We start from the raw sequence: 19,813 nt of genomic DNA, 5'->3' as shown, positions 1-19,813 counted from the left end.
CGGCGGGGTAGGAGGGGCCGATGAACACGCGAAGCACACTCGCGGCCGGAGCGGCTCTGACGAGCCTGCTGGCTCTGTCCGGCTGCGCCTCCGCCGATGGGCCGGCCGCCGAGCGGGCGGTGCTGCGCTTCTACGCCGCGGTGGCGGGCGGGCAGGGCGGTCAGGCCTGCTCGCTGCTGACCCCCGAGGCCGCCGAGGGCCTCCGGGCCGCAGGCGAGACGTGCGAGCAGGCCGTCCTGGCTCTCGCCCTGCCCGGCGGCGACGTGACAGGGACCCGGGTCTGGGGCGACGAGGCCCAGGTACGGCTGGCGCGCGACACCGTCTTCCTGCACCGCTTCACGCAGGGGTGGCTGGTCCGGGGGGCGGGTTGCCGCCCCCGCGGCGACCTGCCCTACGACTGCGAGGTGGAGGGCTGAGATGCGCCTGATGTTCGTCACGACACTCGTCATCATCGTGGCCGGCCTGGCATATCTCCTCGCCGTCGGCCTGCTCGACCGATAGGAGGGACCGTGAGACGTTTCGCCAAGGACAACGCGCTCAGCCTGTTCTTCCTGCTCCTGTTCGCGCTGGCGCTGGCCGGCCAGTCCGTGGCGGGCAACGCCGCCTACAACGAGCGCCAGCGCGCCGAGGGCGGAGCCGCGGTCTCCTGGCCGGAGTACGTCACCTCCTCCGAGTTCGCCGTCGACGTCGCGGAGAACTGGCAGTCGGAGTACCTGCAGTTCCTGCTGTTCATCATGGCCACGGTCTGGTGGGTGCAGCGCGGCTCGCCGGAGTCGAAGAAGCCCGGGGACGAGGGCCCGGAGAGCGACGAGCAGCAGAAGGTCGGGCGGCACGCCGATCCGGACAGCCCGGCCTGGGCCAAGGCCACCGGCCTGCGGCAGACGCTGTACGGCAACTCCCTCGGCACCGTGATGGGGCTGGTCTTCCTGCTGTCGTGGCTGGCCCAGTCGGTGGCCGGTCAGGCGAGCCGCAACTCCGAGCGGCTGGCCCGGCTCCAGGACCCGGTGAGCTGGGGGGAGTACGTCACCTCGGCCGACTTCTGGAACCGGACCCTGCAGAACTGGCAGTCGGAGTTCCTCGCGGTGCTGTCGATGGTGGTGCTCTCCATCTACCTGCGGCAGCGGGGCTCCCCCGAGTCCAAGCCGGTCGGCACGCCGCACGGCGCCACCGACGTCGAGGGCTAGTGTCCCGAGGCGGTGGTCCGTCCGGCCGGGCAGCCGGAGCGAGACCTCTGCGCGGTGTCAGCGCAGGAGTGTCAGCGCAGGATGAGCACGTGCCCCGCCCGGGGCACGAGTTCCCCGATCACCGGCGCGCCCGGGATTTCCCCGGCGAGCAGCAGCCCGCCGGAGGTCTGGGCGTCGGCCAGCAGCAACCGGGTCCCCTCGTCCGCCCGGCCGAGGTCGGCGTGCGGCGCGACCCAGTCGAGGTTGCGCCGCGTCCCTCCCGGCACGTACCCGTCACGCACGGCCTCGCGGGCTCCGGCCAGGTACGGCACCGCCGCCGTGTCGACCACCGCCGACACCCCCGATGCCCGCGCCAGCTTGTACAGGTGGCCGAGCAGCCCGAACCCGGTGACGTCGGTGGCGCACCGGACGCCCGCCTCCAGGGCGGCCCGGCTGGCCTCGGCGTTCAGCCGGGTCATCGTCTCGACGGCCTCCTTGAACACCTCGCCCGTCGCCTTGTGCCGGTTGTTGAGCACGCCCAGGCCGAGCGGCTTGGTCAGCGTCAGCGGCAGCCCGGCCGCTCCCCGGTCGTTGCGCAGCAGCCGCTCGGGGTCGGCGGTCCCGGTCACCGCCATGCCGTACTTCGGCTCGGGGTCGTTGACGGTGTGCCCGCCCGCCAGGTGGCACCCGGCCTCGGCCGCGACCGCCGCACCGCCGCGCAGCACCTCCCGGGCGACCTCGTACGGCAGGACGTCCCGGGGCCAGCACAGCAGGTTGACCCCGATCAGCGGGCGCCCGCCCATCGCGTACACGTCGGACAGCGCGTTGGCCGCGGCGATCCTGCCCCAGTCGTAGGGGTCGTCCACCACGGGTGTGAAGAAGTCGGCGGTGGCCACGACGGCCGTACCGCCCTCGATCCGGACCACGGCCGCGTCGTCGCCCGTCTCCAGGCCCACGATCAGCTCGCCGCAGGCCTGCTCCGGAGCCGGGACGCCCAGCCCGGTGAGCACCTCCTCCAGCTCCCCGGGCGGGATCTTGCAGGCGCACCCGCCGCCCTGCGCGTACTGCGTCAACCGCATCGCCGTTCCCCCGTTCATCGCCGTCCTCTCGTTCCCACATGAAGTTCCGGGTGTGCAGGGCCGACAGCCCGGCCGCCTCGTCCGGCGGGAAGCCGAGGCGGACCAGGCGGTTCCTGCGCCCGTCGAACATCTCGGCCTGCAACCGCTGGACGGCCGCGTGCCCGTCCGCGATCGCCTCCGGCGTCCAGGAGCCCGCGGCCAGCAGCGACGTCAGCGAGGCACGCCCGCCGGCCGACGACGTCCCCAGCTCCCGCCCGCGGAGCGTGGCGCGGCGACGGCCCCGGCGGCGGTCTCCTCGCCGGTCGCGGAGAGCGGTTGCGGTGTCACGGCTTCACACTCAGGATCTTGTCGTCGCCGGGGCGCGGGGTGCCGAGCTGGTCGCGGTTGCTCGTGGTGAGCCAGAGCTTCCCGCCGGGAGCGCGGACGACGGTGCGCAGTCTGCCGTACTCGCCGGTCAGGAACGCCGCGGGAGTGCCGATGCCCTCGCCCTGCAGCGGGATGCGCCACAGCCGCTGGCCGCGCAGCCCCGCGATGTAGATCACGTCGTCGGCGATCGCGAGCCCGCTGGGGGACGCCTCGGCCGGGGACCACTGCCACAGCGGATCGACGAAGCCCGGAGTCGACGCCTGGCCCTCCACGACCGGCCAGCCGTAGTTGGCGCCCGGCGTGATCAGGTTCAGCTCGTCCCAGGTGGCCTGGCCGAACTCCGAGGCCCACAGCCGCCCCCGGGAGTCCCAGCCGAAGCCCTGCACGTTGCGGTGGCCCAGGGAGTAGACCGGCGAGCCCGGGAACGGGTTGCCGGGCGCGGGCGCGCCGTCGGCCGTGATCCGCAGGATCTTGCCGCCCAGGCTCTGGCGGTCCTGCGCGGAGTCCGGGGTGCCCGCGTCGCCGGTGCCCACGTAGAGGAAGCCGTCGGGGCCGAACGCGATCCGCCCGCCCAGGTGCGAGGTGCCCGTCGGGATGCCGGTCAGCACCGGCTCGGGCGCGCCGAGCCTGCCGCCGGTGTAGCGCATGCGCACGATCCGCTGGTCGGTCTCGCCGGTGAGGTAGGCGTAGACGTAGCGGTCCCTGGCGAAGGACGGGGAGACGGCCAGGCCCATCAGCCCGCCCTGGCCGGCCGCGTTCACACCCGGCACGACGCCGACCTCGCGGACCTTGCCCGACGGGGTGACCGACAGCACGCGCGCGGTGTTGCGCTCGCTGGCGAGCGTCTCGCGCCGGGGCAGGAACGCCACCCCCCAGGGGACCTGCAGGTCCGTGGCGATGGTTTTGTGCACGACCGGATCGGTGGCGGTCGCCGTATCGGCGTGAACCGCCGCGATTTCCTTGGTCACCGTGTTCGCGTGCGGTGCCGCATTCGCGTGGGCGGCGGCCGGAACCGCCACGAGAACGGCGACGCCGAGTAGCGCCGCGCGTACGTATTTCGACCTGCGGGCGGCGTTCTCCGAGGGCGTCGGGAATGACATTGTTCGCTTCCTTCGGACGAGAGCGGTCGTTCACCGAAGTGAGAAATGGCCGAGGAGCGTTTTTCTCTGGGATCCCCGCCGCCGACCGAACCTACCGAATCGCAACAACATGATCAAGTGCCGTCGTCGCGACCGCGGGACCGGTGCCCGGGACCGGCGCCGGACCCGCCCCCGGGCCGTTCCCTGAACGGCCGACCAGCGTCGGACCGGCCCTGAGACCACTCCTCGGAGCGACCCCGGAGCGACTCCGGGACCGGCCCTCCGCGACCGCCCGACGCCCGGCCGCCTCGGGAGACATGCGGCCCGGAAATGAGGGCGACGATATTTCTGAATTTCTCTTGCGTTAAACCTCCTCCATGATCAACCATGGGGGGCGTTCACTCGGGGTGCGAACACGGGGAGAGATCGACGGGGAATCCTCTTGAGCATGCCCATTTCCGCTGCTCAACTCGTCTGTCGTCATTCTTCTCGGCGTCGCTGTTCTCCCTTCACCTATCGCCAGGAGAGGAAAAACGAACAGAATGGTCCAAACTTCAACCGTCCGTGCGGTGGATAATTCTCTGGTCACGCTCGATCTGGAAGGGGTGACCGCCGAGGAACTGCACTCCTGGACCGGGCACATCCGCTACACCCCGCGATACGGCGCCCGGGGGAACACCGCCGACGTGTGGGCGATGGAGCTGGCGCCCAAGAGCTCGCTGGGCGCCGGGGCCAACTCGGTCCGCGGCACGGAGCGCGAGCGCTTCGCCTACAACGGCGGCGAGGTCATCATCTACGACTGCGGCGACATCCCCGACGCCCGGTGGGCGACCTGGGTGGGGCCGTGGAACATGGTGCACGGCATGTTCTACGCGCCGCAGTGGGAGGCCAACGACGTCCTGCAGGTCCTCTCCCGGGTCCGGTGGACCGACACGCCCGAGGGCATGACCGTCTCCCCGGGGCGGCGTTTCAACCTCCAGCTCGTGCAGTACTTCCTGCCCGTGGCGGGGGTGGGCACCCTGCAGGTCGAGCCGAAGAGAAGCTCCTCCACCCCGGTGCCGGCCTGGCGGGGACTGTCCACCCCGGCCGGCGAGATCTGGCGGATGAGCAGCACCGAGGGACCGGAGTACGAGTCGCTCATGCTGGCCACCGAGAGCGCGGTGGTCACCCTCGACCCGTGGGACGTCCCGCGCAAGGGCCAGCAGGGCCAGTCGCCGCAGGCCCGGTCGGCGCAGGAGCAGAGCAACGCGCTGGGCGTCGCGGCCGACTTCCTGTCCCGGGTCAAGAGCGCCCGCTGGGGAGCGTGACGGTGGAGCCGACCACCGCCGCGCTCGTCATCCTCTTCGTGCTGGTGGCCCTGCTCGCGGCCGCCGGGGCCGGGCTGTTCCGCCGGGTCAAGGAGCTGGAGCTGGCCACCTACAACGGCGTGGGGATTCAACTGCCGCAGGAGAGCCTGTCCATCGGACGGCCGGGCGCGACCACCCTCGTGGCCAAGATCAACCGCCGCTGCCCCATCTGCGACGACGTCGTGGCGGCCATCGCCAAGCTGGCCCCGGAACTGCCCGACGACGTGTCCTTCGCCGTCATCTCCGACGACCCCGCCTTCGACAAGCCACTGCCGGAGAACGTCCAGGTCGTCACCGACGCGAAGGTCTGGCGCTCGATCAACGTGCCCTACACGCCCGCCCTGCTGGTCGTCGACGAACAGGGCACGATCGTTTTCACCACCCCCGCGGGATCGGGGGAGGCCGTGGCCGCCCTCGTCGAACGCGCCGCCGCCAGAAAGGAACCCTCCCTGTGACAGACATCCTCAGCCGCATCCCCAGTGCCGAGGTGATGCCGGAGAACGCCCAGCCCAGCCGGGTCGCCGTGAAGGAGACCGCCCGCTGGAGCCGCCGCCGCCTGCTGGGCACCGTCGCCGGCGTCACCGTCGCCGCGGGACTGGGGGCTCTCGACCTGCTCCCGTGGTCCAAGCCGAAGGCCGCCGACGCCCTGACCCAGTGGGGGATGGGAGACTGCCGCGGCTACTTCGACTCCAGCACCGTCTGCGTGCCCAGCAGCGCCCTGTTCAGCGGCAACTGCAACGGCAGCTGGCACAAGGACCAGGGCGGCTCGGGCACCTGCTACAACTTCCGCTATCGGCCGAAGCCCACCGAATGCGACGGCAGGAACGCCTGGCGCTGGACCGGCCGTACCGCCCGGCGCAAGTGCTCGGACGGGCACTACGAGTACCACGACTGCGGCGGCGGCAACGTCTCCCGCTTCTCCATCTGCCGGACCGCGATCTGATCCATGACCACAGCGACTCGCCTGCTCGTCCCGGGGCTGTCGGCCGTCGTCGTGGCCGAGCTCGCAGCCTTGTGGTACGGCCCCGGCGGCTTCGTGTGGCTCGCGGCCGCGCTCGTGGCGGGGTTCTCCCTGTCCGGCTCGGTTTGAAGCCTCAACAGCGCCTGGGTGCTGTCCTCGTCGGTCCGGCGAGGTTCTGACGCGGCCGGTTTCATCACCGGCCTGTTTCTCGCGGCGCTGCCGACCGCGCTCGCCTTCGTGGTCGTCGGCTCGGTGCTGCGTGCTCCGCTGCCCGAACTCGCCCGCCAGGTCCTGGCCGGGCTGGCCGCGCTGGTCTTCGTCCTGCGGGAATTCAATGTGCTGAAGTTCCCGCTCCTGCAGAACGCCCGGTTGGTGCCGCAGTTCGTGGCGATGACCCCGTTCTGGGGCTCCGTGCAGTTCGGTGCGGAGATGGGAACCGGTATGCGCACGTATTCGCCCACCGGTCTCCCCCACATCATGGCGCTCTGCCTGCTCCTGCTCGGCTCGTGGTCCGACGCGCTCCTGGCGGGCACCGGGTTCGCGCTGGGCCGGGCGCTGATGCTCCTCACCTTCCTGCTGGCACGGGACAAGGCCGCGGCGGACAAGGCCTTCGACTTCGCACTGCCGGAGTTGAAGCCGCTGTTCGTTCTCGCCTCCGTCCCCCTGGTGTTCGTCCTGGTGGTTCTGCGGTGACCACGCTCCTCGCCCGGTACGGCCTGGCCGTCCTCCTCGCCCTCGCCGTGGCGGGCAAAGCGCGGCACTTCACCGCCTTCCGCCTCTCCCTGGGCCGCTACGGGCTGTACGGCCCGGCGACCTGGGCGGGCGCCTCCACGATCATCGCCGTGGAGGCGCTCGCGGTGGCACTGGCCCTCTCCCCCGCCCCTGCCGTACTGGTGGGGGCGGCGGGTACGGCCCTCGGCACGGTTTTCACCGGCCTGCAGGCTTACCTGCTGGCCGTCGGGGACCGGGCGCCCTGCCTGTGCTTCGGCACCGCCGCCCCCGTCTCGGCGGTCTCCTTCGCGCAGGCGGCGGCGGTGCTGCTCGCCGGGCTGCTCCTGCTGCTCGTCCCGGCGTGAACGTCCGTCCCCGCGCGGGCGCCCGTCCTGCACGGGCGCCCGCAACGGCGTGACGTTCCCGCAGCGGCGTGAAATTTCTGCGCCCGGCCCCCAACCTTTCGCGTGCCGGCATCGGTTTACCGGGGTGAGAACATCCGCGAGGCGAGGGGCACCCGTGACAGATCCTGAAGGCTTCCACGAGTTCGTGGCCGCTCGCGGCCTCGCGCTGTCGCGGACCGCCTTCCTGCTCACCGGCGACCACCACACGGCGGCCGACCTGCTGCAGGAGGCGCTGACCAGGACGGTCACGCACTGGCGCAGGATCGCGGCCGGCGGCGACCCGGAGGCGTACGTCCGCACCGTCATGCTCAACCAGCTGCGGACCTGGCGGCGACCGCGCCGCCTGACGTTCTTCAGCGCGGCCGAGGTACCCGAGCCGGTCGCCGCCGACGGCTCGGGCGACAGCGACCGCAGGGTCATGCTCGCCCGCGCGCTGGCCGTCCTGTCACCGCGGCAGAGAGCGGTGCTCTATCTGCGCTTCTACGAGGACCTTCCGCAGGAGCAGATCGCCACGCGGCTGAACTGCTCGCTCGGTACGGTCAAGCGGCATCTCCACGATGCTCTCGCCCGGCTGCGCAAGGTCGCGCCGGAGCTGCTGGAGACGTCGAAGGAAGCGCGCCCGTGAACGCCGGACCGCAGGAGGGGAGCCGTTCCATGGAGGACAGGGAAGCCGAGGTGCTGCGCACCGCGTACGGCGAGCTGGAGCAGGGCGCGCGCGACTACGCCGACCCGGCCCGGGCCGTCGCCGCGGCCGGGCGCCGCAGGACCCGGCGTGCGACGGCGGCCGCCGCCCTCGCCGCGGCCGCGGTGGCGGCGGTGACGGTGGGGGTGACCGGGTACGGGCCGTGGACGTCCCAGGGCGGCGGACCCGCCACCGGCACGACGGCCTCCGCGGGGCCCGCACCCGGCGCCACCGGGCCGATCGCGGTCAGGCCGCCGGAGAACGCGCCCCCGCTCCCCGAGGGGGGCACCGGCGTCTCCGGCCGGCTGATCTACACCGCCTGCATGCACGGCTGCCCGACCTACCTGCTGACCGCCGACGGCCGCCAGTACCTGCTGGGCGAGAAGACCGCGCCGCCGCACGGCAACCTGACTCTGTCACACGACGGCCGCTGGCTCGGCCTGCCGACCGCGGCCGGCTACGAGCTGCGCGACCTGACCGGCGGCACCGTCCACAGGATCGAGGCCCCACGGGACGGCGCGCCGGGCGCGGTCTACAGCCCGTGGACCTGGTCGGCCGACGGACGGCGGCTCGTGCTCGGCCACCACGCCGACGGCGAGGTGGGGGCCTACGTCACGGTCGACCTGGCCGATGGCCGTACCACCGCGCTCACCCCGCCCCCGGGGTTCGAGCCGGTCGGCATGCTCGCCTCCGGCGAGCCGCTGCTGTTCGACGAGAGCCGGTACGGCAAGCGCTCCACCCGCGTCACTCTGGCCGTCGGCGACTCCGGGCGGCGGATCACGCTGGAGGCGGGCACCGTCCCGCTGGTCACTCCGGACGGCGGCCCGGCGATCCGGGTGGCCGGGGAGAGGATCTACGCCGTGGCACCGGACCTCACGGCGGTCGTCGCGTACGACACCGGAGGCCGGGAGCTGGCCCGGTTGCGGCCCGGTCCGGGCGAGACGCCGATCGCGCCGGTCGGGGACGGCTTCGCCGTACTGACCGGGTCCGTGCTGGAGACGTGGACGGAGGCGGGGGGCCGGACGCCGCTGTACGACCTGCCGCAGGAGGCGCAGATCGTGCTGCCCGGCGGTACCCGGTGAGATCCGCACCGGTGCGTGCGGGCCTGTTCGCGGCTCCCCGTACGGAAGGATCGGCGGATGCGGGGACCGGAGCGGCCTCAGCGGTACCGGAAGGGACGCGGCCCGGTGATGTCGTACTCGTCGAGGTGGCCGATGAGGTCGTCGTCGAGGCCGCTCTCCCTGACCAGGCGGGGGCCCATGTCGCGGACCTGGTCGGCCATGTCCTCGCGGCCGATCGCGTCGAACGCGGCCCGCAGCTTGGCCAGGCCGCGCCCCATCTCCACGCTGGCCACATGCGACAACGTCGCCGGAAGCGCCCGCTGCAGGCTCCTGACCGCGATGTCGCGGTCCCGGCCGGCGAGCTGGGGCAGGATCTCGGCGAGGGTCGACAGCGCCACGGCGCAGGTCTGGTGCTGCCGGGAGGAGGTGCTGACCACCACCAGGTCGACCAGGGCCGCCACGATCCGGCGCTGCAGGGCGTCGTCGTAGACCACCGGCAGCTCCCCGCCGTACGCCTGCGCGTCCGGAACCCCGGCGGCGGCGCAGCGGGCCGACAGATCACGCAGCGCGCCGACCGAGGCGAGCGCGACGTCCGGGTTCTGCCGGGTGGAGGTGGCCGCCCAGGCGACGTTGCCCAGTTGCTCGATGGCGTGGTCCGGGTCGACGTCGGCGTTGCGGACCCGGTCTATCGTGACGCAGTCGAGCACGCTGTCGGCGACCGTACGGCGCTGCCGTTCGCTCCCGCCGCGGATCCGCGCGACGGTGTCGCCGTAGGCGAGCAGGTCACCGATCCGCACCTGGAAGGCGACCTCGACGGCGTCCCCGGTGGGGGCCAGCAGCTTGGCCAGGCGGGCCGTGCTGATGTCGACCACGTAACCGGTCGCCCGGGTGGTCACGGGGACGGACTCCCCTTCGAGGAGCGGCCGGATGCGGGATCGGGCGAGCAGGGGGAGCTGGCGCAGCCGGGCCTTGAAGGCCAGCTCCTGGATCGAGCGCACCACGGAGGTCGGGCGCATCTGGTCGATCATGGCGTAGGCCATGAACACCAGCAGGACCAGCGCCACGGCGGCCAGGACGAGCGCGAGCAGCGCGCCGACCCCGGCCCACTCGGGTCGCATGACGGCCATGACGAGATAGGTGTAGGTGGCGCAGCCGGCGACGTAGCCGAAGTAGGCCTGGTTGGCCCTGCGCCGCAGGAACTGGTCGAACACGACGGGGGCGACGGTCGTCGCGGTGTGCGAGATCGCCACCAGCAGCGCCGAGAGCGTGAGCGTGGTCACCGTCACCAGCCCGGTCGCGACCACCCGCAGCATGCTGACGAGGTTGTCGTGCGGGAACAGGCGCAGGAAGACGCCCCGGACCTCGCCGGGCCAGTCCGGCGAGGACCTGTCGAGGAGGACGGCCCCCACCGCGAGCGCGACGGACCCGAGGACCATGAGCAGGGGAGTGAACAGGAACTCCGTCACCGAAAGCCGCCAGCGGACCCGGAGATCCTGACGTGCAGGGACATAACGTCGTAATCGCGATAACTCGGACACCGCACCTCGTTACCCCTGGCCCCGCACGGCAAACGGTCCTCCGCCGGCCGGAGACATTTCGCCGGCCCCCTTGCGCAGCTCAGCCGCGCGATACCGGTCTCTTGCGCCGCGTTCCGCCCGTTCCGGCGGTTTCATCCGGTTCCCCGCGGGCAGCCGCAGGATTCCGCAACCACCGAAAGGAGCGAGAATGCCGACCGCACGCGACATCATGACGCCGAACGCGGAGTGCGTGAACGCCGACGAGACGGTTCTCGACGCGGCCAGGAAGATGGCGCGCCTGGGGGTGGGTTCCCTGCCCATCTGCGGCACCGACGACCGGCTGAAGGGCATGCTGACCGACCGCGACATCGTGGTGAAGGTGCTCGCCGAGGGCAAGGACCCCGGGTCCTGCCTGGCCGGAGAACTGGCCCAGGGTGAGGCCGTGACCATCGGCGCCGACGACGACGCCGCGGAGATCCTCCGCACGATGGCCTCGCACCGGGTGCGCAGGCTCCCGGTGATCGACGGCCACAAGCTGGTCGGGATCGTCGCCCTGGCCGACGTGGCCCGGGCACTGCCGGACCGGCCGGTCGGGGACCTGCTCGACGCGATCAGCAGCGACTGACCGCCACCGGCCGGACCTCCGGCACCGGAGGGTCCGCACCACCGGCCGCGGGGCCGTCCTCTCCCGAGAAGGACGGCCCCGCGGCCTTCCGGCTGCCGGGGCCCGCCGGCGGGTCCCCTCAGCGGTGGCCGGTGGTGGCGATGCCCTGGACGAAGTAGCGCTGGCCGAGGAAGAAGATCCCGATCAGCGGAAGCGTGGTGACCACGCTGGCCGCCAGGACGATCTCCCACTTGGGGTCGCCGCCCTGGTAGAACTGGTCGACGACCGCCTTCAACCCGCGCGGCAGCGTGTAGAGCGCCGGGTCCTGCAGATAGATCAGCGGCTTCATGAGGTCGAACCAGCTGGCCTTGAGCTCGAAGATGAAGGCGATGATCAGCGCGGGGCGCGAGAGCGGCAGCGCGATCCGCCAGAACAGGTCGAGGTAGGACGCGCCGTCCACCCGGGCGGCCTCGAAGACGTAGCGGGGCACGCCGAGCAGGAACTGCCGCAGCAGGAAGATGTAGAACGCCGAGCCGAACAGGTTGCCCGCCCACAGGGGGACCTGGGTGCCGGTCAGCCCCACCGAGTTCCAGATGAGGAAGGTCGGCACCAGGGTGACCGCGGCGGGGAGCATCATCGTCGCCAGCACGCTGCCGAAGACCAGGTTCCGGCCGGGGAAGCGGAAGTAGGCGAAGCCGAAGGCGACGAAGGCGCTGGACAGCGTGACCGTCAGCGCCGCCGCGACGCCGACGACCACCGTGTTGACCAGCCAGGTCAGCATGGGCGCGGCGTCCCAGACCGCCGCGTAGTTCTCCGGCCGGAACGGCACCGGCCAGGGCAGGAACGGGTCGGAGAAGGTCCGGTCGCGCGGCTTGAGCGAGGCGACGACGAGCCAGACGAACGGGAACAGGAAGATCACCGAAGCGGCGGCCAGGACGGTGAGGAGGAAGACCTTTCTGGTGCCCCGCCCCGCCGGATCCGCCGCCGGGCCGGCCGCGGCGGGGGCGGGCCCGGCCTGGACCGCGGCCCGGATCGGTTCGGCCGCGGTCATCCGGCGTGCTCCTCGGCCTCGTAGTAGACCAGCCGGTTGCCCACCTTCACCTGGACCAGCGTGATGATCGCGATCACCAGGAACAGCACCCACGCCAGCGCCGAAGCGTATCCCATGCGCAGGAACTGGAAGGCCTGCTGGAACAGGTACACCACGTAGAACAGGGCCGCGTCGCCGTACGACTGCTGGGCCGTCTGGTTGCCGAAGAACATCGTGTACACCTGGTCGAACATCTGCAGCGAGGTGATCGTATTGATGATCACCACGAAGAAGAGCGCCGAACTGATCATCGGCAGGGTCACCGCGCGGAAGCGCTGCCAGGGCCCGGCTCCGTCGATCATCGCGGCCTCGCTCAGCTCGCGGGGCACGTTCCGCAGGGCCGCGAACAGGATGATCGTCGTGGAGCCCAGGTTCCACAGCGACATCAGCACGATGCCCATCAGGATCCAGTCGGGGTCGGTGGTCCACTGCGGCCCCTCGACACCGAACAGGGCGAGGAACTGGTTGACCACGCCCGCCTGGCCGTTGAGCAGGAAGAGGAAGAGCACGCCGACGGCGACGTAGGGGGTCATGGACGGCAGGTAGAAGATCGTCCGGAACGCCCCTGCGGCCCGGCCGGTGACCCGGTTCAGCACCAGCGCCAGGGCCAGCGCCAGGGCGATGGCCAGCGGGACGTGCAGGAGCGTGTAGACGACGGTGTTGCCGATCGCGCGGGCGACCTTGGGATCCTCCATCATCCGCGCGTAGTTGGCCGTCCCGGCGAACTCCGGGGAGCCGATCAGGTCGTAGTCGGTGAACGACAGCACCAGGCTCGCGACCATCGGCCCGGCCTGGAAGAGCACCAGGCCGATCAGCCAGGGCAGCACGAAGACGTACGCCCAGCGGGTCTCGGGTCTCAGGCGTCTCACCCGGTCCTCCCGGTCCCCCCGGTCCCCCCGGTCCGCATCCTGATCCGCTCCCTCATCCGCACCCTGATCCGCGCCCTGATCCGCGCCCTGATCCGCGCCACGGTCCTGGCCGGTCGCCGTCGCACGGCGCCGGTCACGAGGTCGCCTCGTCGATGGCCTTCTGCCCCTCCGCGTGGGCCCGGTCCAGGGCGTCGGCCGCCTTCTGGTCCCCCTGCAGCACCCGCAGCGCCGCGTCCTCCCACGCCTTCCTGAACTCCGCGGCCGCCGCCGACTGCGGCACCACGAACCCGGCCTGCTGCACCGAGCGGATCACCTTGACCGCGTCGTCGAAGGCCTTGCGCCCGCTGGGCTTGACGATCTCGGAGAAGATCACCTCATCGGCCTTGGCATTGCCGGTGTAGGTGCCGGTGTAGGCCTTGCCCTCCTGGGCGCGCTTGTCGGCGCGGGCCCGCGCCGCGGCGATCCAGGTGTCGGCCGCGGTCATGGTCTTGACCCAGGCGCACGCGGCGTCGGGGTTCCTGGCCCCCTTGGGGATCACCCACGCGTTGCCGCCCACGTTGTTGACCGGGTTGCCCCGGCGGTCCTTGAAGGGCAGCACGGTGATGGCGACGTCCGGCGTGGTCCCGGCCATCGCGGTCACCACGAACTGCTCGGTCAGCATCGCGCCGATCTGGTCCTTGGCGAACGGGTTGCCCTCGCCGAAGTAGTCGAAGGTGTCGGTGAACGCCTTGAGCTTGGTCCAGCCGCCCTGCGCCTCCACCAGCCGGTGGGCGTAGGCCAGCGCCTCGGTGACCTTCGGGTCGTCGAGGCGGGAGGTGCGGCCGTCGGCGCTGAGGATGTCGGCGCCGTTGGCCTTGGCCCACAGCGGCAGGAACTCCGGCAGCTTGGGATAGAAGCCGAAGCGCTCGATCGTGCCGCCCTTGGCCCGCGTCATCTTCCCCGCCAGCTCCGCCAGCCGGTCCCAGTCGGAGGTGTCGATCCCCGCCGGGTCGATCCCGGCGTCCTTGGCGGCCTTGTCGTTCACCACCAGGACGATCGAGTTGTAGAACTCCGGCATGCCGTACCACTTGCCGTCGTACTTCACCTGCTGCTGCGCGGCCGGGTAGAAGTCCCCGGTCGGGATGCCCTGCTCGGTGACGCAGCCGTCCAGCGGCTGGATCGCGCCGCGGGCCGCGTAGCCGCCGATGCGGTCGCGCGGCAGGTAGACGACGTCCGGTGGGTTGCCGGCGGCGATCGCCGACAGGAACGCCTGCTCGTCGAACTGCCCCTCGTTGATCTGGAGGGCCACGTCGGGACGGGCCTTTTTGAAGGCCTCGACGCGGACGGTGGCGATCTCGTCCGGGAGCCCGAAGCCCATCGTGGTCAGCGAGGCCCCTCCGCCGCTCTTCTCCCCGCCGCCTCCGCCGCCCGAGCCGACCCCGCCGCAGGCGGCCAGGGCGGCGACCAGCGCCGAGACCAGCACCGGGGCCAGCCCCGCGCGGCGCGATCTCGCCGGGCCGGTGCGCCCCGGGCTCACCGCGGCGGCGCGGTCGGGGGGCACCGCCGTGGTGCGAGCGGGGTTCACCGAGCTGCCGGACATGGGGCCTCCTCACGAATCGTCGCTCCCAGCCCGCGTTGCGGCCGAGCCCGGCGGGGGATCCATCACGTCGAGGATTCGGCCGCCGAGCAGCCGTTCCCGGCCGGGCGACCGGGCTGGGAGACCCGACTGCCCCGCGGGGGCCGGTTGAATCAACGTTTTCCGGAGAACCGCTTCTCGTCAAGGCGTGTCATGTCCCGGGTCGACGGCGGTCGCCCCGGCGCCCGCGCGGGTGGAGACCGGAGCGCGGGCGCCGGGCCGGACCTCAGGCCATGACGGCGCGCTCGTTGGGCACGCAGTGGGTCATGCTCAGGCCGGTGACGTCACGCGGCCCGTTCTTGCCCAGCCGCGACAGCCGCTCGCGGTCCTCGTCGGTGAGGTCCTGGCTGGCCAGCGGCTCCAGGTAGGCGACGTCCTCCGGAGCGATGCCGAGCCCCTCCCCCACGCGCAGTCCGAGCTCGTCCTCGACCAGCAGGAAGTGCCAGACCATGCGCTCCTGGATGGGGCGGTCGCACTGCGACAGGAGCGTGACGAAGTTGAGCACGAGGTCGTCACGCTCCCACTGCTCCATCAGCCGGAAGCGCTGCCCGGCCTGCTTGTAGTCGTTGGTGCGGGGGATGCGCTTGCGGGTGAGCCGCCCGGCGATCGTCGGCCCCTGCTCGTCGTGCGTGGGGTACTGCGCCTCGCGCAGCCCTCCGGTGATCGAGGGCTCGTAGTTGACGTGCGGGTTCTCTCCCCGGCCGTCGACGTGGTAGGTCATCAGGCCGTCGCGCTGGTTGGTGCGCACGTCGGCGTTCTTGGCCTGGTTCACCGGGAGCTGCAGGTAGTTGGGACCGACCCGGTAGCGCTGGGTGTCGCTGTAGGAGAAGGTGCGGCCGACCAGCATCTTGTCGTCGGAGAAGTCCAGGCCGTCGACCAGGACGCCGGTGCCGAAGGAGATCTGCTCGTTCTCGGCGAAGTTGTTGCCGACGTTGCGGTCGAGCACCATCCGCCCGACGAGCCGGGCGGGGAACTGGTCCTCCGGCCAGACCTTGGTGTCGTCCAGCGGGTCGAACTCCAGCTCGGGATGCTCCTCGTCGGTCATGATCTGGACCAGCAGCTCCCACTCGGGGTAGTCGCCCCGGTCGATGGCGTCGCGCAGGTCCTTGGTGGCGTGACCGAGCTCGTTCGCCTGTACGGCGGCCGCGTCGGCGGCGGTCATGCTCCGCACGCCCTGCTTGGGCATCCAGTGGTACTTCACCAGGTGCGTCTCGCCCTTGTTGTTGACCCACTTGTAGGTGTTGACGCCGAACCCCTGCATGTGCCGGTAGTCGGCGGGGATGCCGCGCGGGCTGAACAGGTTGACCAGCATGTGCATGCTCTCGGGCGTCTGCGACATGAAGTCGAAGATCCGGTTGGGCTCCTGGCGGAAGGTCACCGGGTCGGGCTTGAGCGCGTGGATCACGTCGGGGAACTTGATGGCGTCCCTGATGAAGAAGACGGCCAGATTGTTGCCGACGAGGTCCCAGTTGCCGTCCTCGGTGTAGAACTTCACCGCGAAGCCGCGCGGGTCGCGCGCGGCCTCGGAGGAGTCCCGCCCGCCGATGACGGTCGAGAACCGGATGGCGAGATCGGTGCGCTTGCCCGCCTCCTGGAACAGCTTGGCCCGGGTGTAGCGGCTGATCGGCTCATCACCCAGGTAGCCGGTGGCCTCGAAGTAGCCGTAGGCGGTCGTCCCCCGGGCGTGCACCACCCGCTCGGGGATGCGCTCCCGGTCGAAGTGACTGATCTTCTCCAGGAACTGGTAGTTCTCCAGCGTCGCGGGCCCTCGGGCGCCCACCGTGCGCTGGTTCTGGTTGTCGTAGACCGGGTGTCCCTGGCGGTTGGTCAGCACCGGGCGCTCGTCACCCGGCTGCGGACCCTTGCTCGACACGTCCGTCATGAGGACGTCTCCCTCCGTGCGGCATCAGCTCCCGGCCTTCCTTTCCGATGGAACACCGCTTATAGCTCAGGGAGAAAGAATTTTCATCAAAACGGACAGCCCTTCATGGCCCGCGGCCCCGCCCGGGAGTCCGCGAGTCACCCGGACGCGCGGACTCCCGGGGCGCGGGCGGCCGGCCGGGCCGGTCAGCGGGCCTTGGCGGTGGCCCTGGCGTTGGCCTTGCGAACGGCCTCGACGAGCTGGTCCTTGCTCATGGTGGACCGGCCCCTGACGTCCAGGCGCCGGGCCAGGTCGTACAGGTGCTGCTTGGACGCGTTCGCGTCCACGCCCTCGGCGGTCCTGCCCGCCTTCGGCGTGCTCTTCCTCGCCTGGGCGTCGGAAGGGCCCTTGCCGTCTTTCTTCGCCTCCCAGTGGTCGCCCACCTTCTCGAAGGAGTGCTTCAGCGCGGCGAAGGCCGTACGGTGCGCCCGCTCCCCCTCCCCGTAGCTCTCCACCGCGGAGTCGTGCGCCTTGATCCAGGTCTCCTGGGCCTTCTTGGGGGAACGGCGCAGGGTGGACGGCAGCTCTTCACGTGCCGGCATCGCGAACCTCACCTCTTTCCGCTTGTCGGAACCCCTCCATTGCCCATGCCGTACCCGATCATGCGACGTGCATGGGAGGGGGCGGGGCGGGTACGGGAGGTCTGATACTGAGGAGGGAAATGATGATGACTTCCGAACCGCAGCAGCCGGAGGAGACCTCGAAGACCGGCAAGCCCATGGTCCCGGCGACTCCCCGCGACGTGGCCCACATCCGTCTTGGCTCCTTCGCCCTGATCGCCGCCCTGGCGATCGGCGCCCTCGCCTTCGCCGGCGGCATCGTCTGGCTGACGGTCGTGATGGTCGTGCTCGCCATCGTGGCGGCGATCGACATGGCCCTGGCGATCCGCCGCCAGAACCAGAGCCGCAAGATGCGCGGAGGCATGACAGAGGCGGGCTGAGCACGGCCCGCCGCCGCCCGGCCCCCCGAGCCGGCGGTGCACCGGGGACCGGTCAGGCCGCCACGCCTGCGGGGAGGCGCACCATGTCGACGAGCGCGTCAACGGGCCCGCCGCGGGATGCGGCCGGCCCCAGGACGTCCTCGTGGCGTCAGCAGGCGCTGGCCGTCATCGCCGAGCTGCAGACGCAGCTCGACCGGCTGGGCGACGGCTCCGCCCTGGCCGTGGGGGCGCAACGGCACCTGGACGTCGCGCGGCAGGCGGCGGCGGAGCAGCACGGCCTGCTCTCCGCGCTGACCGGAGCGGCCGTGGACCGCACCTGGGCCAACATCCACCAGGCGGAGGCCACCCTGCTGAGGCTGACCCCGGACGCCGAACTCCCGTGGTGGAGCGCCGACGTCCTCGCCCGGGCCGCCCAGCACCTGGGGCCCGGCGACCCGCGGAGAGCCAGGCTGGAGGCGCGCCTGCGCAAGACGGACGGCCGGCTCGTGCCGGAGGACCGGGCCCTGGCGGTCAGCACGCTGCAGGCGGCCAACGTCTCCGCCCAGATCGAGAAGTGCAGCCTTCGCAGCTTCCGCAACATCGTCCTGGCCTCGGCCCTCATCATGGCCGCCATCGCCGTCGTCCTCGCGGTGGTGGGGTTCCTCCAGCCGAACAAGCTGAGGCTCTGCTTCCACGACCCGTCGACCGGTCCCGCCTGCCCCATCCGGAGCTCTCCGGACAGGTGGGATGTGGCGATCGTGGAGCTCGTGGGGCTGGCCGCGGCGGCCCTGACCGGCGCCGCCGGTCTGCGCCACATCCGGGGCACCGCGACCCCTTACACGCTGCCGATGACGCTGGCGTTGCTGAAGCTTCCCGCGGGCGCCGTCTCCGCGGTCCTGGGTCTGCTGCTCGTCCAGGGCGGCTTCGTCCCCGGCCTGAGCAACCTCGACACCAGCGCCCAGATCATCGCCTGGGCGGTCGTCTTCGGAGCCGCCCAGCAACTGGTGACCCGCCTGGTGGACGCGCAGGGGCAGGTCGTCCTGCGCAACGTCCGCGACTCCTCACGGGCGGTCGACAAGCGGCCGGAGCCCACGTCGTGACGGCCGGCCCCGGCCCCGCGGCCCCGGTCCGGCTCCGCCCGGCGGAACCGCACGGGCTCAGTGCGGGGAGTCGATCGCCTCGGGGGACAGGATGTGGTCGAGGACCATGTGGGCGCAGCCGGTGATGCCGGCCGCCGGGCCGAGGCGGCTGCGCTCGATGCGCAGGTTGCGGGTGGACAGCGCGGTGGAACGGCGGTAGACGACCTCGCGGACGCCGGAGACCAGGGGCTGGAACGTCTCGGCGACGTCGCCGCCGAGGACGACGACGGCCGGGTTGAGCAGGTTGACCGCGCTGGCGACGACCTCGCCGAGCATCCGGGCGGCGTCGCGGATCACCGTCATGGTCTCGGCGTCGCCCGCGCGGACCAGGGCCACCACGTCGGCGAGGGTCTTCACCTCGTGTCCGCGCGCCCGGAGGGTCTTCAGCAGCGCGGTTCCGCTGGCGACCGAGTCGAGGCAGTCGGTGTTCCCGCAGCGGCAGAGCACTCCCCCGCCGTGCCGTACCGGGATGTGGCCGATCTCCCCGGCCGCGCCCAGCGCGCCGCGCAGGATCTCGCCGCCCGCGATGACACCCGATCCGATCCGGGTGGAGACCTTGATGAACAGCAGATCGTCGGCCTCTCCCGCGTAGATCGCGCGGTGCTCGCCGATGGCGATCACGTTCACGTCGTTGTCGAGGAAGACCGGGACCGGGAAGCTCTCCTCGATGATCGGCGGGATGGCCACCCCCGTCCAGCTCGCCATGATCCGGGCGCTTTCGGTACGGCGGGCCGCGAACTCCACGGTCGCGGGGACGCCCAGGCCGACACCGCGGACCAGGGAGGCGGGGCGATCGCCGAGCAGGTCGCTCCAGGTCCGCATGACCAGCGGGAGCACGACGTCGGGGCCCTCCTCGACGTCGATGCCGAGGTCGGTGCGGGCCAGCTCGGCGCCGGCGAGGTCGCAGACGGCGATCTGGGTACGGCTCGCGCCGAGCGAGGCGACCAGGACGACCCCGCCGGAGGCGTTGAAGGCCAGCCGCGCCGGCGGGCGGCCGCCGGTGGAGGGGCCTTCGCTGTTCTCCACGACCAGGCCACGGTCGAGCAGCTCGGTGACGCGCAGGGAGACGGCGGGCCGGGACAGGCCGGTGACCCGTCCGATGTCCGCGCGCGTGACGGCTTCGCCCGTGCGGATGAGGCGGAGGACCTCACCGCTCGTGGCGAGCGCGGCAGCGGGACGTCGGGGCATCGGCCCAGTGAACCACACCCCCTTACGAAATGAAAAGTTCCAACTTTCTCATCTCGAATTACAAAACTCTGCTTGTGTAGAGCGCAAGACATGGCTAGT

22 protein-coding genes are annotated in these 19,813 nt (G+C 71.6%); 13 read left to right on the top strand and 9 right to left on the bottom strand.

Features of this window, described 5'->3' with window-relative positions:
- Positions 1–20: 20 nt before the first annotated feature.
- Together HS041_RS19555 and HS041_RS19550 are read left to right on the top strand one after the other, a co-directional pair.
- Positions 21–416 (top strand): hypothetical protein, encoded by a 396-nt coding sequence (locus HS041_RS19555; protein WP_196442087.1) that lies wholly within the window; start codon positions 21–23, stop codon positions 414–416.
- Positions 417–509: 93 nt separating this feature from the next.
- Positions 510–1,184, top strand: coding sequence for a DUF6766 family protein (locus HS041_RS19550; RefSeq protein ID WP_196442086.1), 675 nt, complete (start codon positions 510–512; stop codon positions 1,182–1,184).
- Between the two features lie 71 nt (positions 1,185–1,255).
- On the opposite strand, the gene selD is transcribed toward HS041_RS19550, so the two are convergent.
- Positions 1,256–2,242, bottom strand: coding sequence for a selenide, water dikinase SelD (gene selD, locus HS041_RS19545; RefSeq protein WP_230879134.1), 987 nt, complete (start codon positions 2,240–2,242; stop codon positions 1,256–1,258).
- A 323-nt stretch (positions 2,243–2,565) separates the two neighbouring features.
- Positions 2,566–3,708 (bottom strand): PQQ-dependent sugar dehydrogenase, encoded by a 1,143-nt coding sequence (locus HS041_RS19540; protein ID WP_196442084.1) that lies wholly within the window; start codon positions 3,706–3,708, stop codon positions 2,566–2,568.
- A 548-nt stretch (positions 3,709–4,256) separates the two neighbouring features.
- Between HS041_RS19540 and HS041_RS19535 the strand changes: the two genes are divergently transcribed.
- From HS041_RS19535 to HS041_RS19500, 8 genes are all read left to right on the top strand, one after another.
- Positions 4,257–4,994 carry a hypothetical protein gene (locus HS041_RS19535; protein ID WP_196442083.1) on the top strand — a complete coding sequence of 246 codons (738 nt, stop codon included), beginning with the start codon at positions 4,257–4,259 and terminating at the stop codon, positions 4,992–4,994.
- Positions 4,995–4,996: 2 nt separating this feature from the next.
- Complete coding sequence (locus HS041_RS19530; RefSeq protein ID WP_196442082.1) at positions 4,997–5,488, top strand: thioredoxin domain-containing protein; 492 nt, start codon at positions 4,997–4,999, stop codon at positions 5,486–5,488.
- Entirely contained in the window at positions 5,485–5,976 is a 492-nt protein-coding gene (locus HS041_RS19525) for a twin-arginine translocation signal domain-containing protein (protein WP_196442081.1), read from the top strand. Before HS041_RS19530 ends, HS041_RS19525 begins: the two co-directional genes overlap by 4 nt.
- A 3-nt stretch (positions 5,977–5,979) precedes the next feature.
- Positions 5,980–6,123 carry a hypothetical protein gene (locus HS041_RS19520; protein ID WP_196442080.1) on the top strand — a complete coding sequence of 48 codons (144 nt, stop codon included), beginning with the start codon at positions 5,980–5,982 and terminating at the stop codon, positions 6,121–6,123.
- A gap of 18 nt (positions 6,124–6,141) precedes the next feature.
- On the top strand, positions 6,142–6,687 hold the full coding sequence (locus HS041_RS19515) for a hypothetical protein (protein ID WP_196442079.1): 546 nt from the start codon (positions 6,142–6,144) through the stop codon (positions 6,685–6,687).
- On the top strand, positions 6,684–7,070 hold the full coding sequence (locus tag HS041_RS19510; RefSeq protein WP_196442078.1) for a MauE/DoxX family redox-associated membrane protein: 387 nt from the start codon (positions 6,684–6,686) through the stop codon (positions 7,068–7,070). The genes HS041_RS19515 and HS041_RS19510 overlap by 4 nt, the downstream gene beginning before the upstream one ends.
- A 154-nt stretch (positions 7,071–7,224) precedes the next feature.
- Positions 7,225–7,734 (top strand): SigE family RNA polymerase sigma factor, encoded by a 510-nt coding sequence (locus tag HS041_RS19505; protein ID WP_196442077.1) that lies wholly within the window; start codon positions 7,225–7,227, stop codon positions 7,732–7,734.
- 29 nt (positions 7,735–7,763) lie between these two features.
- Positions 7,764–8,873, top strand: a complete 1,110-nt coding sequence (locus tag HS041_RS19500; protein ID WP_196442076.1) for a TolB-like translocation protein — start codon at positions 7,764–7,766, stop codon at positions 8,871–8,873.
- Between the two features lie 77 nt (positions 8,874–8,950).
- On the opposite strand, the gene HS041_RS19495 is transcribed toward HS041_RS19500, so the two are convergent.
- On the bottom strand, positions 8,951–10,318 hold the full coding sequence (locus HS041_RS19495; protein WP_196442075.1) for a DUF2254 family protein: 1,368 nt from the start codon (positions 10,316–10,318) through the stop codon (positions 8,951–8,953).
- 259 nt (positions 10,319–10,577) lie between these two features.
- Between HS041_RS19495 and HS041_RS19490 the strand changes: the two genes are divergently transcribed.
- Entirely contained in the window at positions 10,578–10,994 is a 417-nt protein-coding gene (locus tag HS041_RS19490) for a CBS domain-containing protein (RefSeq protein ID WP_196442074.1), read from the top strand.
- Positions 10,995–11,112: 118 nt separating this feature from the next.
- On the opposite strand, the gene HS041_RS19485 is transcribed toward HS041_RS19490, so the two are convergent.
- The 5 genes from HS041_RS19485 to HS041_RS19465 form a co-directional block, all read right to left on the bottom strand.
- Complete coding sequence (locus tag HS041_RS19485) at positions 11,113–12,024, bottom strand: carbohydrate ABC transporter permease (RefSeq protein ID WP_196442073.1); 912 nt, start codon at positions 12,022–12,024, stop codon at positions 11,113–11,115.
- Positions 12,021–12,932: a carbohydrate ABC transporter permease gene (locus tag HS041_RS19480; RefSeq protein ID WP_196442072.1), complete on the bottom strand. Its 912-nt coding sequence runs from the start codon at positions 12,930–12,932 to the stop codon at positions 12,021–12,023. Before HS041_RS19480 ends, HS041_RS19485 begins: the two co-directional genes overlap by 4 nt.
- A 133-nt stretch (positions 12,933–13,065) precedes the next feature.
- Entirely contained in the window at positions 13,066–14,511 is a 1,446-nt protein-coding gene (locus HS041_RS19475; protein ID WP_196442071.1) for an extracellular solute-binding protein, read from the bottom strand.
- 262 nt (positions 14,512–14,773) lie between these two features.
- Positions 14,774–16,429 carry a catalase gene (locus HS041_RS19470; protein WP_196442070.1) on the bottom strand — a complete coding sequence of 552 codons (1,656 nt, stop codon included), beginning with the start codon at positions 16,427–16,429 and terminating at the stop codon, positions 14,774–14,776.
- 185 nt (positions 16,430–16,614) lie between these two features.
- Positions 16,615–17,010, bottom strand: coding sequence for a ChaB family protein (locus HS041_RS19465; RefSeq protein ID WP_196442069.1), 396 nt, complete (start codon positions 17,008–17,010; stop codon positions 16,615–16,617).
- Positions 17,011–17,129: 119 nt separating this feature from the next.
- Here HS041_RS19465 and HS041_RS19460 point away from each other — a divergent pair, with 119 nt between their 5' ends.
- Positions 17,130–17,408, top strand: a complete 279-nt coding sequence (locus HS041_RS19460; protein ID WP_196442068.1) for a hypothetical protein — start codon at positions 17,130–17,132, stop codon at positions 17,406–17,408.
- Between the two features lie 83 nt (positions 17,409–17,491).
- Positions 17,492–18,487: a hypothetical protein gene (locus HS041_RS19455; protein WP_196442067.1), complete on the top strand. Its 996-nt coding sequence runs from the start codon at positions 17,492–17,494 to the stop codon at positions 18,485–18,487.
- Between the two features lie 57 nt (positions 18,488–18,544).
- Here HS041_RS19455 and HS041_RS19450 read toward each other — a convergent pair whose 3' ends face one another.
- Entirely contained in the window at positions 18,545–19,714 is a 1,170-nt protein-coding gene (locus HS041_RS19450) for an ROK family transcriptional regulator (protein ID WP_196442066.1), read from the bottom strand.
- Positions 19,715–19,813 lie beyond the last annotated feature (99 nt).

The sequence above is a fragment of the Planomonospora sp. ID67723 genome, assembly GCF_015711605.1.
Classification (GTDB): Bacteria; Actinomycetota; Actinomycetes; order Streptosporangiales; family Streptosporangiaceae; genus Planomonospora_A.
This window is presented reverse-complemented; position numbering and strand designations above follow the sequence as displayed.